The organism is Hominifimenecus sp. rT4P-3 (assembly GCF_051055405.1).
Classification (GTDB): domain Bacteria; phylum Bacillota; class Clostridia; order Lachnospirales; family Lachnospiraceae; genus Pseudolachnospira.
On the sequence record NZ_CP167068.1, the window covers coordinates 2,263,814 to 2,283,503 of the forward strand.

Below are 19,690 nucleotides of genomic sequence, written 5' to 3' on the forward strand. Positions count from 1 at the left end.
AGATGAGAACTTCTTCGCTGATTGGAAATAAAAACTTTTACCGGATGGTCTTAGCCGTCGCCGTCCCGATTATGATTCAGAATGGAATCACCAATTTTGTCAGTCTGCTGGACAACATCATGGTGGGGCAGGTGGGGACGGAACAGATGTCCGGCGTCGCCATTGTCAATCAGCTGATTTTTGTGTACAATCTGTGCATCTTCGGCGGCCTGTCCGGAGCTGGGATTTTTACCGCCCAGTTTTATGGGCAAGGAAACGACGAAGGAATTCGCCATACTTTCCGCTTCAAGATTTGGATTGGCTTTCTGGTGACCCTTGTTGCTCTTTTGATCTTTGGATTCGGTATGGAGCCGCTCATCCGTCTTTACTTACATGAAAGCGGAGAAGCGGGAAATATTGAAAATGCGTTATTCTTTGCCAAGCAGTATCTGCGCATGATGCTGGTTGGCCTGATTCCCTTTTGTCTGGTTCAAATTTACGCCAGCACGCTGCGGGAAACCGGTGAAACGGTTCTGCCGATGAAAGCCGGCATTTTGGCTGTTTTCGTAAATATGTGTCTCAATTACATCCTGATCTTTGGGAAATTGGGCTTTCCTGCCCTGGGAGTGACCGGCGCCGCGATCGCTACCGTCACCTCCCGCTTCGTGGAATGCGGGATCGTCCTGATCTGGACCCACTGCCATAAATCGCTCCATCCTTACATAGAGGGGATCTACCGCACCCTGAAACTTCCCCGCCGTTTAACCGGGCAGATCATTTGCAAAGGGATGCCTCTTCTCGTAAACGAAGGGCTCTGGTCCGCCGGAATGGCCGTGCTGATGCAGTGCTATTCCATCCGGGGACTGGACGTGGTAGCGGGAATGAACATTTCCTCCACCCTGGTAAACCTGTTTAACGTAGTGTTTTTAGCCCTTGGTACTTCCATCTCGATCCTCGTGGGACAGCAGCTTGGCGCAGGAAAGATGGAGGAAACCAAGGACATGGATAAGAAAATGATCTTCTTTTCCGTTATCTGCAGTACTTGTCTTGCCCTGGTTTTGGCCGTTGTGGCCCCATTGTTCCCGAAAATCTACAATACCACCGATGAAATTCGGCGCTTGGCATGTGATTTTTTATGGATCGCAGCTCTTTTTATGCCCCAGCATGCATTTATGAACGCCGCCTATTTTACCCTGCGTTCCGGTGGAAAAACCTTGATTACCTTTGCCTTTGACAGCCTCTGCACTTGGGTGCTCAATATCCCTTTGGCATTTGTGCTCTCCCGTTATACCGGCCTGTCGATCTTCTGGGTATATTTCCTTTGCCAGGCCATCGATCTTTTTAAATCTGGGCTTGGATTCTATCTGGTAAAGAAGGGAGTATGGATTCACCGGATTGTAGAGTAATCTCTACACTTCCTCCTGCCATCCCTTACAGACGTCTACCCAGCCGTCACATTTCGAGTATTCTTCTAATTCCGGAATCGTCAGCTCAATCGCGCTGTTGCTGCTGCCGCAGGCCGGAAATACGGTCTCAAACCGCTTTAAGGACTCGTCCAAATATATTTTTACGCCTTCCTTGACCGCAAAAGGACAGACTCCGCCTACCGCATGGCCGATCTGCTCCACGGCCTCATCTGCTGTCAGCATCTTTGCTTTTCCGCCAAAGGCTGCTTTATACTTTTTGTTGTCCACCTTCGCGTCTCCGGCGGCAACAATCAAAAGGCTGACGCCATCTAATTGGAAAGACAAGGTCTTGGCAATCCGTTTCCCCTCGCAGCCAAGGGCCAACGCCGCCAAATCTACCGTGGCGCTGGAAACCTGGAATTCCTGAATCCGGTTCTCCACGCCCCACTGCTTAAAATATTCTCTTACCCGATCAATAGACATAATATTGACATTCCTCTTTTCTTCTCTCTGTTGGCTTTTCCGTTCCAGCTCATTCGTTCTCATACCGAATGGTTCTTTCCTTTTTCCAACTTCTTTCTCAATACTCCCGACACACCTGGAAGATATAAAATTTTAGGTAATAGGATTCCTCTGCCGCCCACAGAATCGGATGATCCGGCGACTGGGTGCGGAATTCTACCTGGCGGAGGCGTCGGTGCACATTTTCTGCCGCCTGATGAATCGTCTTCGTAAAAAGATCATAGGTCATAAAATGGGAGCAGGAGCAGGTAGCAAGGTAGCCGCCATCCTTCACCAGACGCATAGCCCGGCGATTGATTTCCCGGTACCCCTTCACCGCATTTTTTACAGAATTTTGCGACTTGGCAAAAGCCGGCGGATCTAGGATCACCACGTCAAACTGCTCCCCCGCCGCTTCCAATTCGGGGAGTAATTCAAAGACATCCGCGCACTGGAACCGAACCACATTCGATAAATCGTTCAGCTTTGCATTTTTTTCCGCCTGCCGCACGCCCACCTCCGACGCATCCACCCCCAAGACACTTTTTGCGCCGCTTATCCCAGCATTTAAGGCAAAAGATCCGGTATGGGTAAAACAGTCCAGTACGGTTGCCCCCTTGCAAAGCCTTTGGATAGCCAGGCGGTTGTATTTTTGATCCAGGAAAAATCCTGTTTTCTGTCCATTTTCCACGTCCACCTGGTATTTTACTCCGTTTTCCACGATCTCTACGATTGGCTCGAAGGGATCTGACAGAAAGCCTTTCACCCGCTTCATGCCTTCCTGTTCCCGCACTTTCGCGTCGCTGCGCTCATAAACACCTCGAATCCGGATTCCATCTTCCGCCAAAATCTCCGTTAAAAGCGTAAGAATCTGTTCCTTCATTCGGTCAATCCCCAAAGCCAGCGATTCTACCACCAGTACGTCGGAAAACTTATCGACGACCAGGCCCGGCAAGAAATCCGCCTCTCCAAAAATCACACGGCAGCTGCTGGTATCCACTGTTTTCTTTCGGTATTCCCAGGCATTTTTCAGCCGCTTTCGCAAAAATTCCTCATCGATGGAAGCATTGGGATTTCTCGTCATCATACGAATACGAATTTTTGAATGACGGTTGATAAAACCAATCCCCATGGGGTATCCATCAAAATCTTCTACCGCGAGCAGATCTCCATCCTCAAAACTGCCGTCCACCACCGCAATTTCATTGTCATATATCCACAGTCCGCCCGCTTTTAGTGTGCGGCCCGCTCCTCTTTTCAATTTGGCAACTGCCATTGTTTCTCCCTTTGGAGATATCATCTCCATTCGTTTCCTCCCTCTTCCAATCTTTGCAAAACTGCTTCCGGAAACTCATATTCCCGCAAAATGCAAGTCCGTGTACTATATAGACGGGACATCAAGGACGCCGGACTGTCCGGCAGCAGTACAGGCTCCCGCCCTTCCTCCAAAATCGGAATCCCTTCCTGCAAACGCCGAATCCGGCGCATCTCCGCCTCCGCCTCAGGCAAAGGAGAAGACGCCAAAATCGGCTCCAGCCGTTCCTCAAATTCCCGGTCCGGAATCTGATTGGTAAAGGCGCCCACATGGAGAATCGGGATGGCCCGGCTGTCTTTCTGTCGCAAATTCCGATAAATCGGATGTTTTCGCAAACTCTTTTTTAATTCCTCTTCTCCGGCGAAAGTAACCGCGATCTCTCGGTTTTCTGTCAGAGCCAGTTCCTGATACCGCAAAAGCAGTTCCTGGAGCGCGTCGGCAAAGGGAGAATATCCCATAGATACGTGATGGAGGCTGTCCCAAAACGCCCGATCGGTAAAATACAGAAATTCTGTCTTGCCATTGTGCTTTTCCACATAGCGAAGCAAGCCGTCCGGAGACGGAAATTCGCTGGTATTCTGCCCGATAAACCCTTCAGTCAAGGCCCGCGCCATAAACTCCAAAATCGCCACATGACGGTTAAAAAACACCTGTGTGTAAGAGTAATAACGGTTCATCAAAAATTGGTCCGCGATGGATATTCCCTTTGGGGAAACTCCGATGATCTCAACACCGCGGTAATCCCGCCTGACCAGGTTGCGCAAAAATAGCCCCAGTTCAAAACCTCCGTAACTGGTTCCGGAAAAAGTGGCGTCCCGCAGCAGATAATCGATTCGATCCGCATCCAGTTCGGAGTGAATCAGCTGTACCAGGCCGGAGATCTCTGGGTTTCGTTCTGCATTGCCGGTAATAATATCACAGATATGATCGATCGTAATCAAGGAAGAGCCTTTGCAGTGGCGCTCAATGATCTTCCGGATATCCGCGTCGCTGCGGATCAACCGCACGGTCAACTGCTCATGGTGAAAGGGATTCTCCGATGCCTGCATATAATTACAATTAGTTTTCCCCAGTCCGTCTAACTCTGCCAATACCCGCTTTTTCTGGTTTTCCGGAATCCGTTCCGGGTGGTCGGGCAGCGTCTTATAGGCCTGCTCTCCGACATGGGACAGCGGATAATGGCCGATATCATGGAGAAGCGCTGCCAGACGTACCAGCTGGCGTTCCTCGTCGGAATATCGCAGCTGTACCGCCATCTGGTCCGCAATATACATGACGCCGAGGGAATGGATAAAGCGGGTATGCTCCGCTCCCGGAAAAATCCAGTTGGTCAGGCTTAACTGTTTGATTCCCTGAAGGCGTTTAAAAATCGGAAGCTCCAGGATCTCTTTTTCCACGGCGGTGAATTCGATAAAGCCGTGGACGTTGTCTAAGATTTTGTCGATAAATTCAATACGGTAAGAATCCATGGGCCTCCTTTGGGGTAATCGTGGGGTGTCAGGCTTTTTTCAGAGTATCTTCGCTAAAACGCAGGTTTATCATAACGCTGTAAATGGATTGTTGTCAAGAATATTCCTTGGGGGTACCTTTCCTGTTCCATACCAGATCAATCATGGTTTTCGTTCCGCTAAAAAATGAATACCTCCCACCAACGGTTCTTCCTGCAAAACAGTTGGTGGGAGGCGCTCACTACATCAAAAATCCATTCCCAGCGGTTCGTTTTCCGCTCCTTACTTTACCGTTCTACTACTTTCACCTGAACGGGCGCGCCTTTTTCCAGTTCCACACTAAAAGACAGCTTCCCACTCCGGTTGGTCTCTACCAGCCCAACTTGTTCCCCATCGACAAAAATCTCGTACTCCGTCGACTCGGCCAACTCTAAGGTAATCTGAACATCCTGACTGCTCTCCAATTGGAAACTAACCCCGTTTTCCTTCTCCAGGAAATGGGTTACTGTGCTTCCCGGCACCGATTCGTATACAAATAGGCCGTTTCGTTCCAGTTTGGTGATCTCATCATAGGTTTTGACCTTGTAAACGTCGCCGCCATGTTCAAAATCTTCCCGTTTTCCCTTTTGTTCTCTCGTGTAATCGCCGAAACTAATGGTTCCGTCATTCTCGCTTTGCAATAATTCCGTCACCACTGACATGGGTATATCCTCCTTTATCCTGTGCGCCATGCGCTGTTTCCTGTTCTTTCATTATACTCGATGAATGAAAGTTCATCAATCTTTTGCAGAAAATATTAATTGATTCTTTAGTACTTTTACCTGCACCTCGGATCCAGTTTTCAAGCTGCCAGTCAAAATCTCCTCAGCCAGTTTATCTTCCAATTCTGTTTGAAGCGCACGGCGGAGCGGTCTTGCCCCATATTTCACATCATACCCTTTTTCGATCAGCCATTCTTTTGCTTTTCCCGTCACACTGAGGCGGAGACCTAAATTTTTCTCCAACCGGCTGCTGATATCTTTCAGCATAATCTGAAGAATTTCTTTCATATTTTCTTTATTTAGCGCATGGAACACCAGAATCTCGTCAATCCGATTGAGAAACTCTGGTTTAAAGATACGGCGGACCTCTTCCATCACCCCGTTTTTCATGGTTTCATAGTTGGTCTTCTCATCGTTCTTCGCCGCAAAACCAAGGGTTTTCGGAGACAAAATCCGCTCTGCTCCTGCGTTTGAAGTCATAATCAAAATGGTATTTTTAAAATTCACCTTCCGCCCCTGGGCGTCGGTGATGTGACCATCGTCCAGCACCTGCAAAAGGATATGGAATACATCCGGATGGGCTTTCTCAATCTCATCGAACAAAATCACGGAATAGGGATTCCGTCTCACTTTCTCACTTAACTGCCCGCCTTCTTCGTATCCCACATAGCCAGGCGGAGAACCGATCAGCTTGGAAACGCTGTGTTTTTCCATATATTCCGACATATCCACCCGGATCATGGCTTCTTCTTTTCCAAACATGGCTTCCGCCAGGGCTTTACAAAGCTCTGTCTTTCCTACGCCGGTCGGCCCCAGGAAAAGGAAGGAACCGATGGGACGACGGGGATCTTTTAGGCCAACCCGACTGCGGCGTACTGCTTTTGCCACCGCGGAGACAGCCTCATCCTGACCAATGACTCTTTTATGCAGAATCTTTTCCAGGCGCTGCAGCCGCGCCGACTCGCCCTCTGTCAGCTGCTGGGCTGGAATCCCAGTCCAATCTGCTACCACGCCGGCTACATCGTTTTCTGTTACCTGAAGCTTCTTCTGTTTTTTCCTACGGCGATTGGAAGCATCCAATTTCTTCCGAAGCCCCGCCTGTTCCGTCCGGAACCGGGAAGCGCTCTCAAAATCGCCCAAGCGGATCGCCTGCTCCTTCTTTTCTTCCAGCAGTTGAATTTCTTCCTCCAGCTTAGATACCACGGGCGTGTCTTTTCCCTCGTGAAGGCGTACCTTGGACGCCGCTTCATCCAGTAGATCCAAAGCTTTATCCGGCAGAAATCGGTCGTTTACATAACGGGCGGAGAGCTGCACGGCAGCTGCCAATGTTTCGTCTAAAATTTCTACCTGGTGATGACGCTCATAGCGCCCCCGCAAACCGTAAAGAATTTCTATCGTCTCTTCCTCCGAAGGTTCTTCCACCGTCACCGGCTGAAAACGCCGTTCCAACGCGGCGTCCTTTTCGATGTGTTTCCGATACTCTTCGATAGTCGTAGCCCCAACCAGCTGAATTTCTCCACGGGACAGCGCAGGCTTTAAGATATTGGCCGCATCCAGAGCACCCTCCGCGCCGCCGGCGCCGATCAGCGTATGAATCTCATCTAAAAAGAGTAAAATCCGGGAGTCTCCGGAAGCTTCCTGAATGACTTTTTTTATTCTTTCTTCAAATTCTCCTCTATATTTGGAGCCGGCCACCATGCCGGAAAGATCGAGAGAGAGAATTCGCCTGTCCCGCATCGCTTCCGGTACTTTTCCAGCGGCGATCCGCAGCGCCAGACTTTCCACAATGGCGGTTTTTCCCACGCCTGGCTCCCCGATCAGACAGGGATTATTTTTTGTACGGCGGCTTAAAATCTGCATCAGACGCTGCAGCTCTTTTTCTCTTCCGATCACCGGATCCAGCTGGCCATCCGCCGCCAGGGCAGTCAGATCCCTGCTATATTTATTTAAGGTCGGCGTTCCCTGGGACGGCTGACCGTTTTCTTCTAATTCGTCCTGATAATAACGACCATCGCTGCCCATGGCGGCAATCAAATCGGTAAGAACGCGGCCCGTATTCACATCCATGGTCCGCAGCAGACGCAATGCCACACAGCCGCGGCATTTTAATAGCGCCATAAATAAATGTTCCGTTCCGATCTTTTCCTGACGGCCTCGGTTTGCAATCGAAAGGCTTAGCTCCATCGCTTCTTTGGCGCGCGGCGTAAAGCCCGGCCGTCCGGCAAAGATGCTGTCATCTTCCGTTGCCGAAAGTCTCTGAATCAAGTCTAAAGCTTTCTGAGCCGTGACATTTTGCGCTTCTAATAGCTTCGCCGGAAGACATTCTGTCTGAAGCAATCCAACGAGAAGATGTTCGGTCCCAATATTAAGGTGCTCTAAGGCGTCTGCCGCAGCAGACGCCTCCTTCAGCACTTGTTCGCATGGAACTGTTAAGGGATATTCCCAAATTGACATGGACAAGATTCTCCTTATAATAGTTGATTAACGGGTGATACCGAAACGCTTGCACAGCCGGTCAAATTCCACGGAATTTGTAAATCCCTTCAAGACAGTGCTCCGGCTCTCGCCGCGATTTAATACATTTACCCAAGCATTTAGTCCGGCAGTATCCGGTTCGCGGTCAAACAACGTCCGGTACAAAATGGTAACATAATTCTGATTCGACAGACGTTTATTGATCAATTCTTCGCTAAGGAAAAATCCGCCTGCAATGTCACTTCCGGATATGATATGATTCAAAAGACGCTCCACCCAAAACGCTCTCTCATCCTCCCTCGCGCTGCGGCCCAGACACACGCTGTACATGCGGGTCACAAAAGCGGTCACATCCATATTTTTGTCTAAAACAGAACTCGATGTATAGGTTCCCTTCTTTACGCCATATTTATTACAGATGTTGGTAAATTCCTGCGAATTGGCAAAACCGGCAAAGACGCCCTCTCTGCTTCCCCCCCGATTTAGCACAGTCTGCCACGCAGTCATTCCGCCTGCTTCTGGTTCTCTTCCCAGTACCGCACGATATAACATCTGAAGGTAGGTAGTGTCGCTTACGTTTCGATTCAGATATTCCTGACTGAAAACAAAACTAGCCGCCACCTCAACAGCAGTTGCCTTTCCTGTCGTCAACACATAGTACCATTCGCTTAAGCCCTTGGAGTCTGGCTCTCTGCCCAAGATCGTCTCATACAGACGAACAATAAAATTCCGCACAGGCGCTGTCGGATTGATGTCATCGCTCGGCATAGGAGCCGCCGATGCCGGCATGCCGCTATAAATAGGAATCTTAAAGGTCAAGGTTCCCTTTCTCAGATCAGCAGAATAAGCTTTGCTTAAAATGCGGCCCTCACCATCCGCTCCCTGGATATCCGTCGAATACTGATGGGAATATCTCCCGGACAATACGTCAAACCGCTTCAGATACAGGGTATCTTGACCATAACGAGTAATATATTCCGCAAAATACTCTGCACCGCCGTCAAGCGCTTTTGTTCTGCTATTCCAAGGACGTCCCCAGGAAGTGCTGTTATTCTTCCAGCCCGCCGCAATATGAAGTCCTCTCAAGTATGCTTTACTATGCTCCGAATCCGTATAGGCTCCAATGTTAAAATAATTGTAATAGCCCCTATAATCATGTCCAGGTTCCGATACCGTCCCGCTGATGGTCGGTTTGTCCGCTCCGTTTACCCCTAATTCCTGGATCAGAATACTGCATAGAGCCATCGGATTAAAGCCAGCTTTTTTTGCTGCATTCAGGATCGCTTCCGGGTAATTAATGGTATCGCCATTGGCGTGGGTATAGCTTCCCGTCAGCCATCTTGCTCCCATACCGGATGCAACGGAAGCTACCTTCGCCGCGTCCGCGCTGGTATCCGCCAGATCCAAAAACTGAAAAACACTCGCATCATCCAGGAAATTTCTTGGATCTAGATAATAGGCCACCAATTCCTTGGAAGCAACCGCCCAGGCATCTCCATCCCATCCCGTTATCCATTTGCCGGTATTCCAGTCGAAAGCTCCCGGTTCCGTAGACTTCCAGGAAGCAATACTATTTTTATCTACCAAGCTAACCGCCTGGGTTCCTCCGGAGCTTGCGCCTCCCGGTCCATTGGGGTTAAACCAGCTTTCTTTTGTCAGGGCCGTACTCCAATTTCCCGCTTTTTGGGCGACAAATTTCCAGTTCGGATACTGAGCGTGTAAAATTCTTAATTTCTGCTTATAACTTTCCGGAAAGCCTTGAGCAGACAGCTCCGCTTCAAAGGCAGCGTCCCCTCCGACCTCCATGGTGGAAAGTGTGATATAAGGGCTGCTGACATACCCCTGTTTTCCATTATAGGTAACCAAAAACCACACGTCGCCGTCTTTATCTTTTCCATCGCCAAGGATTGTCAAAACTGTTCCTTTTGGTATCGTCCCAATCGATGGGTTATTGGTTCCCGGCTGATAGCGATAATTTACCGTAGCCGTCGTGGTTCCTCTCTGAACCGACGCATACAGAGCAAAACCTACTAAAACTTCCTCCGGAGCGGCAATCTCGCCTCCTTCTACAGCCTCTTCGATAATCTGCTCCACATTCTCCGGAGTCACCTCCGTCGTCTCTTCTGCGTTGGACGAATCCACTTCTGTACTCTCTGTTTCCGTTACCGGATCGCCTTCTGTCGTTGCAACTGAGTCCGTTTGTATTGTGCTCTCCGGTACAGTAGTTTCCGAAGTTTCCGTTTCACTAGTTGAGAAGGATTCCCCCTCATCTGAAATTGGTGTCGTCTCGCTCGCCGTCCCCACTAGGCCTTCCCCGGAGGCTTCGGTTTCCGCGAAAGCTGGTGCGGCCGGTCCAATTAGTCCCACGCACAACAAGAATGCCAAAAGGAAACATTGCCAACGTATCAAGCGATTCTTTCCCGTTTCTTTCTTTTTCATGCTCATCCTCCTAAATAAGTTTAATTTCAGTTCATCCAAACAAAAATCCCAGCAGACACTACCATATAGTATAAAGGGTAGGTTTCCCGCCGTCAACTGGGAACCTACCCCTTTTTTGTTTAACAAGAAATTTCGCAGAGCGAAATTCTTTATTCTTATATGTCAATTTTTGCTTTTACTGAATCTTCCGAATCCGGTATACGCCTTCAATCGCCGCAAGTTTTCCGAGAATCTCTTCGTCCATATGGCTTTCTACATCAATCAGGGAATAAGCAAACTCTCCCTTGCTCTTATTGCTCAGATTGGCAATATTTACGCCATTGCTGGAAAGAGTTGTGGAAATCTGCCCGATCATGTTCGGAATATTTTTATGGAAAATCGCAATACGCCCCTCCGATTTTACCGGACCCAGATCGACTTTCGGGAAGTTTACCGAGTTTATAATATTTCCCTCTTCCAAGTACCGGCGGATTTCTTTGGCCGCCATTACCGCGCAATTTACCTCCGCCTCTTCTGTGGAAGCTCCCAGATGGGGAACCACGATGGCATTTTTCATGGTCACGCTGAGAGCGTTTGGGAAGTCGCTGACATAATGGCCTACCTTTCCGCTCTCCAAAGCAGCGGCCATCGCTTTTTCATCCACCAGAAGATCTCTGGCAAAATTCAAAAATACCACGCCGTCTTTCATCTTCGCAATCGTATCCGCATCGATCATTCCATTGGTAGAATCCATAGCCGGCACATGAATCGTAATGTAATCGCTCTCTTCCAAAAGCGCATCCAGATCATTAACCCGGCGCACATGATGATCTAAATTCCAGGCGCCTTCCACGGAAATGTACGGATCGTAGCCAAGTACCTTCATCCCCAGATTCCGCGCCGCATTGGCCACCAAAACGCCGATGGCTCCAAGGCCGATAACACCTAAGGTCTTTCCGCCGATCTCCGTACCGGCAAACCCCTTTTTGCTCTTCTCCGTCTTTTTCGAAATATCCGGATCTCCGGCATTTTCATGAACCCATTGGATTCCGCCGCTGATATCGCGGGCGGCCAGCAGCATACCAGCCAATACCAATTCCTTTACCCCGTTGGCGTTGGCTCCCGGCGTATTGAACACTACGATGCCCTTTTTCGCACACTCTTCCAGGGGAATATTGTTTACCCCGGCTCCCGCTCTAGCAATCGCTTTCAGCTTCTCCGGGAGCTCCAAATCGTGCATCGAAGCGCTGCGCACCAGCACCGCGTCTGCATCCTCCAACCGTTCCGTCAATTCATAACCATCGCCCAGTTTGTCGGTTCCCGCCTGGTCGATCACATTCATGCAATGTACCTTATACAAAACTATCCCTCCTACAGATGCTTCTTCTCAAAATCCGTCATAAACTCTACCAGCGCCTGAATGCCTTCCTTCGGCATCGCATTATAGATGCTGGCGCGCATGCCGCCGACCGTCCGATGGCCTTTCAGGTTTTCAAATCCAGCTTCCTTAGCCGCTTTCACGAATTCGGCATCCAGATCTTTATCGCCGGTCACAAAAGGCACATTCATCAAAGAACGATCTTCCTTTACCACGGTTCCTTTAAACAATTTGCTCTGATCCAGATAATCATAGAGCACCGCCGCTTTCTTTTCATTGCGCTCCTTCATGGCAGACAAACCGCCCTGCTTTTTCAGCCACTGGAATACTTTTCCACAAATGTAGATTCCATAGCAGTTGGGCGTATTGTAGAGGGAGCCTGCATCCGCCTGGGTCTTGTATTGAAGCATGGTCGGAACGCCCGGCAATTCCTCCTTCGGAATCAGATCCTCACGAATGATCGCAACGACCAGTCCGGCCGGTCCTACGTTTTTCTGAACGCCGCCCCAGATCATCCCGTATTTTTCTACATCCACCGGTTCCGACAGGAAGCAGGAAGACTGATCCGCTACCAGGATTTTCCCCTTGGTATTGGGCAGCTTTTTATACTTTGTTCCATAGATCGTATTGTTCTCACAGATATACACATAGTCTGCGTTCTCGCGAACCGGCAGATCGGAGCAATCCGGAATATAGGAAAACGTCTTATCCTCGCTGCTGGCGATGGCCTTGACATCCCCAAATTTCTGGGCTTCCTTAAACGCCTTTTTCGCCCATTGGCCGGTGACGATATAATCCGCCGCGCCATGAGGCATCAAATTTAACGGTACCATGGCAAACTGCAAGGAACCGCCTCCCTGAAGGAACAGTACCTTATAGTTATCCGGAATTCCCATCAAATCGCGAAGATCCGCCTCCGCGCTCTCCAAAATGTCGGAAAACATTTTCGATCGATGGCTCATCTCCATGACGGACATGCCGCAGCCCCGGTAATCTAACATTTCTTCCGCTGCTTCCTTCAATACCTCTTCCGGCAGAACAGCAGGTCCCGCGGAAAAATTATACACTCTGCTCATTTCTTCTCCTCCAAATCTTCCTCACTAAATACTTCAGCAATCTGACCGCCCGGTGCTACCATCGGAAATACCTTATCGTCCGAATCGATGATACACTCCACTACCACCGGGGCATTCAGCGCAATCGCTTCTCTCAGTACAGACTCCACCTCTTCTGGCTTCGTCACACGATATCCTTTGGCTCCCATGGCTTCCGCAATCTTTACAAAATCGATCTTATCCTCCAAAATTGTATGGGAATAACGTTTCTCATAGAATAGGGTTTGCCACTGGCGCACCATACCAAGCACATGATTATTCAAAATGATGGTAACAATCGGCAAATTGTTTCTGGTGATTGTCGCCAACTCATTCATATTCATTCGAAAACAGCCGTCCCCGGTAATATTAACCACCAGTTTATCCGGAAACGCATATTTCGCACCGATGGACGCACCAACACCATATCCCATCGTTCCCAAGCCACCGGAACTTATAAATGTACGGGGCTTTCTATACATATAAAATTGCGCGCTCCACATCTGATGCTGACCGACGTCCGTCGTGATAATCGCATCTCCGCCGGTAATCTCAGAAAGCTTTCGAATCACATAGGGACCGGTCAGCACGCCATCCGGACAAAACAGCGGATGCTGTTCTTTCAACGCCTCGATCTTCTGCATCCACTCCAGATGCTTTTTCTCTTTCAGCCGCTCGTTTAACTTCTGCAAAATGACCTTTAAATCTCCGATCACCGACGCATCGGTACGGACGTTTTTGTTGATCTCCGCCGCATCGACATCCAACTGCAAAACCTTTGCTTTTTGGGCAAAAGTCGCCGGATTTCCCGTGCAGCGATCGCTAAAGCGGACGCCAACGCCGATTAAAAGATCGCAGTCCGAAACGCCAAGATTTGACGTCTTGGTTCCATGCATTCCCAGCATTCCCGTATAGGCCGGATCGGTCTGATCAAAAGTACCCTGGGCCATCAACGTACAGGTAATCGGAGCATCCATTTTGTGGACAAACTCCGTCAGTTCCTCTGAAGCGTCCGACGCAATGACGCCTCCGCCGGCAAAGATATAGGGGCGCTCCGCCGCTTCTATCATTTCCAGCACTTTTTCAATATCCTCTTCTCGAATCGTATGAGCCTGCCGACGAATTGGTTCCGGTTCCACCGGATAAAATTCTGTGACCGCTGCCGTTACATCCTTTGTCACATCGATCAACACCGGACCAGGACGGCCGGTGCGGGCCAGACGAAACGCCTTTCGTATCGCGGGCGCCAATTCTTCGATATTCTTGATAATCGTGCTATACTTTGTGATCGGCATCGTCACACCGGCAATATCAATTTCCTGAAAAGAATCCTTTCCCAAAGCGTTTACAGCTACGTTTGCAGTAATAGCAACCAGCGGGATCGAATCCATATACGCCGTCGCAATTCCAGTCACGAGATTCGTTGCTCCCGGTCCAGAGGTGGCAAAACAAACGCCAACCCGTCCTGTCGCACGGGCATAACCGTCCGCCGCATGGGAAGCGCCCTGTTCGTGGGAAGTCAATATATGATGAATCCGGTCAGAATACTCGTATAAAGCATCGTATATATTTAAAACTGTGCCGCCTGGATACCCAAAGATGGTATCCACGCCCTGCTCCAGCAGGCATTCCATAATAATTTGGGACCCTGTCAGCCGCATATCACTTCTCCTTTATCTCTAAAATTGCCCCTCGGTTCCCAGAAGTAACCATTTTTTCGTACCGAGCCAGATAACCGGTCGTTACCTTAGGCGGACGAGGCTGCCATTTGGCTCTACGGGCCGCCATCTCTTCCTCAGAAATCTTCACATTCAACGTGCAGGCGTCGATATCGATCTGAATGATATCGCCTTCCTCCACCAGCGCAATGGGACCGCCGACCGCAGCTTCCGGCGATACATGGCCGATGGATGCCCCGCGGGATGCGCCGCTGAAACGGCCATCTGTAATCAAAGCCACGCTAGAGCCAAGACCCATGCCGGCAATGGCGGAAGTGGGGTTCAGCATTTCCCGCATGCCCGGACCGCCTTTGGGACCCTCATAACGAATCACTACCACATCCCCGGCTACGATCTTTCCACCTTTGATGGCCGCGATCGCATCTTCCTCACAGTCAAACACACGAGCCGGCCCCTCATGCTGCAGCATCTCCGGAACTACCGCAGAACGCTTTACAATTCCGGAATCGGGAGCCAAATTCCCCTTCAAGATTGCCAGACCGCCAACCGGGCTATAGGGATTATCAATCGGACGGATTACTTCCGGGTTTTTATTCACACATCCGGCAATATTCTCTCCCACCGTCTGGCCAGTCGCTGTCATCAGATCCGTATAGAGCAGATTCTTTTTATTTAATTCGTTCATCACCGCATAGACGCCTCCGGCCTCATTCAGTTCTTCAATATAGGTCGGGCCTGCCGGCGCCAGATGGCACAGATTAGGCGTCTTGGCGCTGATCTCATTGGCGATGTCCACATTTAATTCTACGCCTGCTTCATGGGCGATGGCCGGCAGATGCAGCATACTGTTGGTGCTGCAGCCCAGAGCCATGTCCACGGTCAAAGCATTCAAAAACGCTTTTTCCGTCATGATATCTCTCGGACGGATATTTTTTCTCAAAAGTTCCATGACCTGCATACCGGCGTGCTTCGCCAGTTTCAGACGCTCGGAATAGACTGCCGGGATCGTACCGTTCCCGCGAAGTCCCATGCCAAGGGCCTCGGTCAGGCAGTTCATACTGTTAGCCGTATACATACCGGAACAAGACCCGCAGGTCGGGCAGACCTTATCTTCCATTTCCTGCAGTTCTTCCGCCGTCATGGTTCCAGCCGTGTAAGAGCCGACTGCCTCAAACATGCTGGACAGGCTGCGCTTCTTCCCCTGCACGTGACCGGCCAGCATCGGGCCGCCGCTGACAAAGACTGTCGGCACATTGAGCCGGGCCGCCGCCATCAACAGTCCAGGAACATTTTTATCGCAGTTTGGCACCATCACCAAAGCGTCAAAGGCGTGAGCCTGAGCCATACACTCGGTGGAATCACAGATCAGATCACGGGTAACCAAAGAATATTTCATACCGATGTGGCCCATGGCAATTCCATCGCAGACTGCAATGGCAGGAAATACAATGGGGGTTCCCCCGGCCATTGCAACGCCCATCTTTACGGCTTCTACGATCTTATCCAGGTTCATATGTCCCGGTACAATTTCGTTATAAGAGCTGACAATACCAACCAGAGGTCGCTCCAGTTCTTCTTTCGTCATACCCAGCGCATTAAATAGGGACCGATGGGGCGCCTGCTGCACACCTGTTGTTACTGCATCACTTTTCTTCATGTCGCTTCCTCCTTATAATCTTTCGATAATGGCGGCTCCCATCTCGATGGTGCCAACCTTCTTACAGCCTTCCGACCAAAGATCTCCTGTCCGGTATCCGTCCGCCAAAACCTGCTTCACCGCGCGCTCAATCGCGTCCGCTTCTTCCATCAAGTCAAAGGAATAACGAAGCATCATGGCCGCCGATAAAATCGTCGCGATCGGGTTCGCCAGGTTCTTTCCTGCAATATCCGGCGCAGAGCCATGACCAGGCTCATAAAGCCCCAATTTTCCAGCGCCCAGGCTGGCCGACGCCAGCATTCCGATCGAGCCGGTGATCTCGCTGGCTTCATCGGATAAAATATCGCCAAACATATTTTCCGTCAGAATGACATCGTACTGAGCCGGATTGTGCACCAATTGCATCGCGCAGCTGTCTACCAAACCATGGGAAAGTTCCACATCCGGATAATCCTTTGCAACCTCCTCCACAACCGCTCTCCAAAGGCGGGAAGAATCCAGCACGTTTGCCTTGTCGATACTGGTCACCTGTTTCCGACGCTTCCCGGCGATCTCAAAGGCTTTCACAGCGATCCGGCGAATCTCATTTTCATCGTAAACCAAAGTATCCGTCGCCCGGCGCACACCGTCTACCTCCTCGGTAAAACGTTTGCCAAAATAGAGACCTCCAGTCAACTCCCGCACAATCACCATGTCAAAGCCGTCTTTCACAATGTCTGGACGCAGCGGACAGCTGGCGGCAAGTTCCGGATATAAAGCAGCTGGGCGGATATTGGCAAAAAGCTCCAGGCCTTTTCTAAGCTGCAGCAGTCCAGACTCCGGACGCTCCTGGGGCGGGCGGTTATACCAGTTTGGATTGCTCTCTGCGTTTCCGCCGACTGCGCCCAAAAGAACAGAATCGCTGCTTTTCGCTGTTTCTAATGCCTCTTTTGTCAAGGGTACGCCGTGGGCGTCGATGGAGACGCCGCCCATCAACACTTCCGTATAAGTAAATTCATGGCCGAATTTTGCTCCGACCGCGTTTAACACTTTTTTTGCTTCTCCTACAATCTCCGGCCCGATGCCGTCGCCGGGAATCACTGCGATCCGATAATTCATACTGCTCCCTCAATTCCTTGGTTTATTTTCACGGAAAAAATTCGTTATGTTTCATAATACCTCATTTTCAGCGGTTTTTCAACTGGTCAATGAGAGAAAACCTTATATCATTGATGTATCATAACCCACATTTTTCCTATTAAAATGATTCCTTCCATAATGATCTCGTATTTCCTTTACCACTTCACTCCATAAGAATCGCAGATACGCCGGAATTCTACAGAATTCAGAAACCCTTCTACTACAGAATCTCTACTTTCTCCCATCCAGAGTACCAGTTCCCACTCACTTAACCCCTTCTGATCCGGTTCTCGATTTAATAACGTTCGATAAGCAATCCGCAGAAAATCTTCATCGCTTCTTACTCTACGGTCAAATTCCACGCTGTAAAAAAATCCTCTCGCACATTCTCTTCCGGAAGAATTCCGATCAAGTAACGTGGAAACCCAGTTTCTTTGGCCCTGTCCATCAGCTTTTCGTTCCAGACAATATTGGTACAATCTCCCCACAAAACAAGTAACCTGTGGATTTCGATCTAAGATGTCCTGTGAAGACCAGCTCCCTGCTTGAATTCCATAGGAACGGCAAATGTTTCCGAATTCCACAGAGTTCACAAATCCGGCGAATACCCCCTCGCGTGTCACTCCGCCTTCCAGCAAGGTAACCCAGGCTGTTTTACCGGAAGCATCCGAAGGCCGGTTCATCAAGGTCCGATACAGCATTTCCACAAAATCGCTATTGCTCGTTTGTTTCCGCCTATACTCTTCCCCAAAGATAAATCCGTAGGCAGTCTGCGCTCCCGTGTCCGCACCGCTCTGCAAAACACGGACCCATGCCTCCCGTCCTGCCACTTCCGCCTCCCGTCCTAACACCAGGCGATATAAACGTTTTACAAAATCTCTCGTTTTATTTTCCGCCGTAGGCGCTAATTTCGGAATGAGAGAGTCCTGGCTCGTTCCACAGCTATTGCAACTCCGTCTCTGCACTCCGTTTTCCGTGACGGACGCTTCCGTCACCTGATACCACTTTCCCCAACTATGATTACGGGTAGGAAGCGCTTGCTCTCTTTTACCTGCACCGCAAATACACTGATATTTTTGGATACCGTTCACACTGCAGGTAGACGGCGTTTCGCTTATCTTTACCTCACGATGGACATGGGCAGCGCCTGCATACGAAGTTTCGCTTACCTCAGGCATCACAAAAGGAGCATAGGGAGCAATCGAAGATTGGCTAAAATCTGTGAATATGCCATAGGGAATATGGGTATCTCCCAACCGGTCGTTGCCAAGCAGTAAATAACTATGATTTGCGAATCCCGAACCGCTGTCCCAAGTAACATCCACCATATACCACTGTCCATCTTCCATTTTTACACAGTTCCACATATGGTCGGCAGCGCTCACACTCGCTGTGCTCCGTCCCGCTATCAAAACGCAAGGTATTCCAAAATCATCACAAATAATTTTGAACAGTTTTGCATAGGCTTCGCAAACGCCTCGATATCCATAACGTTCCAGCAGTGCCCCTGTAATGGTGTGGCTTCTGCTATCATTGATCCCCCAGTAAGTGATATTTCCCGCAAGGTAATCATGGATAGCCGCAACTTTCTGATAACGGCCGGTCTCACTGCCTAAATACTCCCGAATCCGCTTTTCAACCGTATCAATGGCGCTCTCTACCTCGCTCTTTTCGGATAAAATCCCATTATAATAGAGGCTCGCATATACTTCAATTCTGGAAATAATGATCCGTTTTCCCAGAGCGCTCCCATCTGCTGTCGCAACAATGGGCCGAAAATATAATCCACGCGCCCAAAAATTTCTAGGATAATCTTTAATATACGCATCAAACCCTTTGATTGTATCCGCGTATACTTGATTCAACATTCTCTGAAACTCTGGATTATTTGCATAATCCGGATCATAGGCCATGCCATAGGCATATTCCGCTGCCCCTTGACATTTTAACTCAATGGATAAATAATTTCCCGAATGATACTGGTAGAGCCCTTTTGTTTCAAATGTATGATAAATCACCCGCTCGATATCGGTCAGTTGATCCGCATATGTATTTTCAAATCGGTCAAGAGAAAACATGGCCGGTTGCGATACCAATTCAGAATCTAAAACCGATTCCGATTGTATCCAATCCAACGGCTGCTCTTCTCCTACCACATCTTCACGAATCCCGTTTTCGATTTGCTCTATCTCAGGAATATTTCTCTCCTGGTCTTCCAAATTTGGCTCTGCCAACTCAGAAACCAAAACTTCATCTTCAGCCCCAGATGACGATTGTTCCATTTCTGCAACGGGCATAGATGGATTTTGAATATCGCTTATCGCTGCCCCTTCCGCGGTTCCGCCCAATAGGGATACGATTATCATTCCACTCAAAAAAAGTTTTCCATATTTCATCATACCATTCACCTTTTTTATAAAGAAATCGGAAAATGCTCTTCCGGTTTTCCGGCTTCTAATT

The 19,690-nt window shown here is 49.4% G+C and carries 13 protein-coding genes; 1 reads left to right on the top strand and 12 read right to left on the bottom strand.

Features of this window, described 5'->3' with window-relative positions; translation table 11 throughout:
* Window positions 1-2: 2 nt before the first annotated feature.
* Window positions 3-1,385 carry an MATE family efflux transporter gene (locus ACCC71_RS10485; RefSeq protein WP_434309576.1) on the top strand — a complete coding sequence of 461 codons (1,383 nt, stop codon included), beginning with the start codon at window positions 3-5 and terminating at the stop codon, window positions 1,383-1,385.
* A gap of 3 nt (window positions 1,386-1,388) precedes the next feature.
* Here ACCC71_RS10485 and ACCC71_RS10490 read toward each other — a convergent pair whose 3' ends face one another.
* From ACCC71_RS10490 to ACCC71_RS10545, 12 genes are all read right to left on the bottom strand, one after another.
* Entirely contained in the window at window positions 1,389-1,868 is a 480-nt protein-coding gene (locus tag ACCC71_RS10490; RefSeq protein ID WP_434311841.1) for a YbaK/EbsC family protein, read from the bottom strand.
* 97 nt (window positions 1,869-1,965) lie between these two features.
* Entirely contained in the window at window positions 1,966-3,192 is a 1,227-nt protein-coding gene (locus ACCC71_RS10495) for a class I SAM-dependent rRNA methyltransferase (RefSeq protein WP_434309577.1), read from the bottom strand.
* Window positions 3,183-4,670, bottom strand: coding sequence for an HD domain-containing protein (locus ACCC71_RS10500; protein ID WP_434309578.1), 1,488 nt, complete (start codon window positions 4,668-4,670; stop codon window positions 3,183-3,185). The genes ACCC71_RS10495 and ACCC71_RS10500 overlap by 10 nt, the downstream gene beginning before the upstream one ends.
* A gap of 266 nt (window positions 4,671-4,936) precedes the next feature.
* Window positions 4,937-5,350: an endosialidase gene (locus tag ACCC71_RS10505; protein ID WP_434309579.1), complete on the bottom strand. Its 414-nt coding sequence runs from the start codon at window positions 5,348-5,350 to the stop codon at window positions 4,937-4,939.
* 75 nt (window positions 5,351-5,425) lie between these two features.
* Window positions 5,426-7,864, bottom strand: coding sequence for an ATP-dependent Clp protease ATP-binding subunit (locus tag ACCC71_RS10510; RefSeq protein ID WP_434309580.1), 2,439 nt, complete (start codon window positions 7,862-7,864; stop codon window positions 5,426-5,428).
* Window positions 7,865-7,891: 27 nt separating this feature from the next.
* Window positions 7,892-10,324 (bottom strand): DUF4214 domain-containing protein, encoded by a 2,433-nt coding sequence (locus ACCC71_RS10515; RefSeq protein ID WP_434309581.1) that lies wholly within the window; start codon window positions 10,322-10,324, stop codon window positions 7,892-7,894.
* A 175-nt stretch (window positions 10,325-10,499) separates the two neighbouring features.
* Entirely contained in the window at window positions 10,500-11,663 is a 1,164-nt protein-coding gene (locus tag ACCC71_RS10520; protein ID WP_434309582.1) for a phosphoglycerate dehydrogenase, read from the bottom strand.
* A gap of 11 nt (window positions 11,664-11,674) precedes the next feature.
* On the bottom strand, window positions 11,675-12,757 hold the full coding sequence (serC, locus tag ACCC71_RS10525) for a 3-phosphoserine/phosphohydroxythreonine transaminase (RefSeq protein WP_434309583.1): 1,083 nt from the start codon (window positions 12,755-12,757) through the stop codon (window positions 11,675-11,677).
* The gene (ilvB, locus tag ACCC71_RS10530; protein WP_434309584.1) at window positions 12,754-14,436 is read right to left on the bottom strand and encodes a biosynthetic-type acetolactate synthase large subunit; all 1,683 of its coding nucleotides are present in this window, start codon (window positions 14,434-14,436) and stop codon (window positions 12,754-12,756) included. The genes serC and ilvB overlap by 4 nt, the downstream gene beginning before the upstream one ends.
* 1 nt (window position 14,437) lies before the next feature.
* Window positions 14,438-16,111, bottom strand: coding sequence for a dihydroxy-acid dehydratase (gene ilvD / locus ACCC71_RS10535; protein WP_434309585.1), 1,674 nt, complete (start codon window positions 16,109-16,111; stop codon window positions 14,438-14,440).
* 12 nt (window positions 16,112-16,123) lie between these two features.
* Window positions 16,124-17,209 (bottom strand): 3-isopropylmalate dehydrogenase, encoded by a 1,086-nt coding sequence (gene leuB / locus ACCC71_RS10540; RefSeq protein WP_434309586.1) that lies wholly within the window; start codon window positions 17,207-17,209, stop codon window positions 16,124-16,126.
* Between the two features lie 176 nt (window positions 17,210-17,385).
* A complete protein-coding gene (locus ACCC71_RS10545; protein WP_434311842.1) occupies window positions 17,386-19,596 on the bottom strand; it encodes a DUF4214 domain-containing protein in 2,211 nt (736 codons plus the stop codon).
* Window positions 19,597-19,690: the final 94 nt, after the last annotated feature.

Excerpts from the sequence above, each read along its gene's own strand:
- ACCC71_RS10485 (WP_434309576.1), top strand. The coding sequence starts at position 3 with ATGAGAACTTCTTCGCTGATTGGAAATAAAAACTTTTACCGGATGGTC.
- ACCC71_RS10490 (WP_434311841.1), bottom strand. The coding sequence starts at position 1,868 with ATGTCTATTGATCGGGTAAGAGAATATTTTAAGCAGTGGGGCGTGGAG.
- ACCC71_RS10495 (WP_434309577.1), bottom strand. The coding sequence starts at position 3,192 with ATGGAGATGATATCTCCAAAGGGAGAAACAATGGCAGTTGCCAAATTG.
- ACCC71_RS10500 (WP_434309578.1), bottom strand. The coding sequence starts at position 4,670 with ATGGATTCTTACCGTATTGAATTTATCGACAAAATCTTAGACAACGTC.
- ACCC71_RS10505 (WP_434309579.1), bottom strand. The coding sequence starts at position 5,350 with ATGTCAGTGGTGACGGAATTATTGCAAAGCGAGAATGACGGAACCATT.
- ACCC71_RS10510 (WP_434309580.1), bottom strand. The coding sequence starts at position 7,864 with ATGTCAATTTGGGAATATCCCTTAACAGTTCCATGCGAACAAGTGCTG.
- ACCC71_RS10515 (WP_434309581.1), bottom strand. The coding sequence starts at position 10,324 with ATGAAAAAGAAAGAAACGGGAAAGAATCGCTTGATACGTTGGCAATGT.
- serC (WP_434309583.1), bottom strand. The coding sequence starts at position 12,757 with ATGAGCAGAGTGTATAATTTTTCCGCGGGACCTGCTGTTCTGCCGGAA.
- ilvB (WP_434309584.1), bottom strand. The coding sequence starts at position 14,436 with ATGCGGCTGACAGGGTCCCAAATTATTATGGAATGCCTGCTGGAGCAG.
- ilvD (WP_434309585.1), bottom strand. The coding sequence starts at position 16,111 with ATGAAGAAAAGTGATGCAGTAACAACAGGTGTGCAGCAGGCGCCCCAT.
- leuB (WP_434309586.1), bottom strand. The coding sequence starts at position 17,209 with ATGAATTATCGGATCGCAGTGATTCCCGGCGACGGCATCGGGCCGGAG.
- ACCC71_RS10545 (WP_434311842.1), bottom strand. The coding sequence starts at position 19,596 with ATGATAATCGTATCCCTATTGGGCGGAACCGCGGAAGGGGCAGCGATA.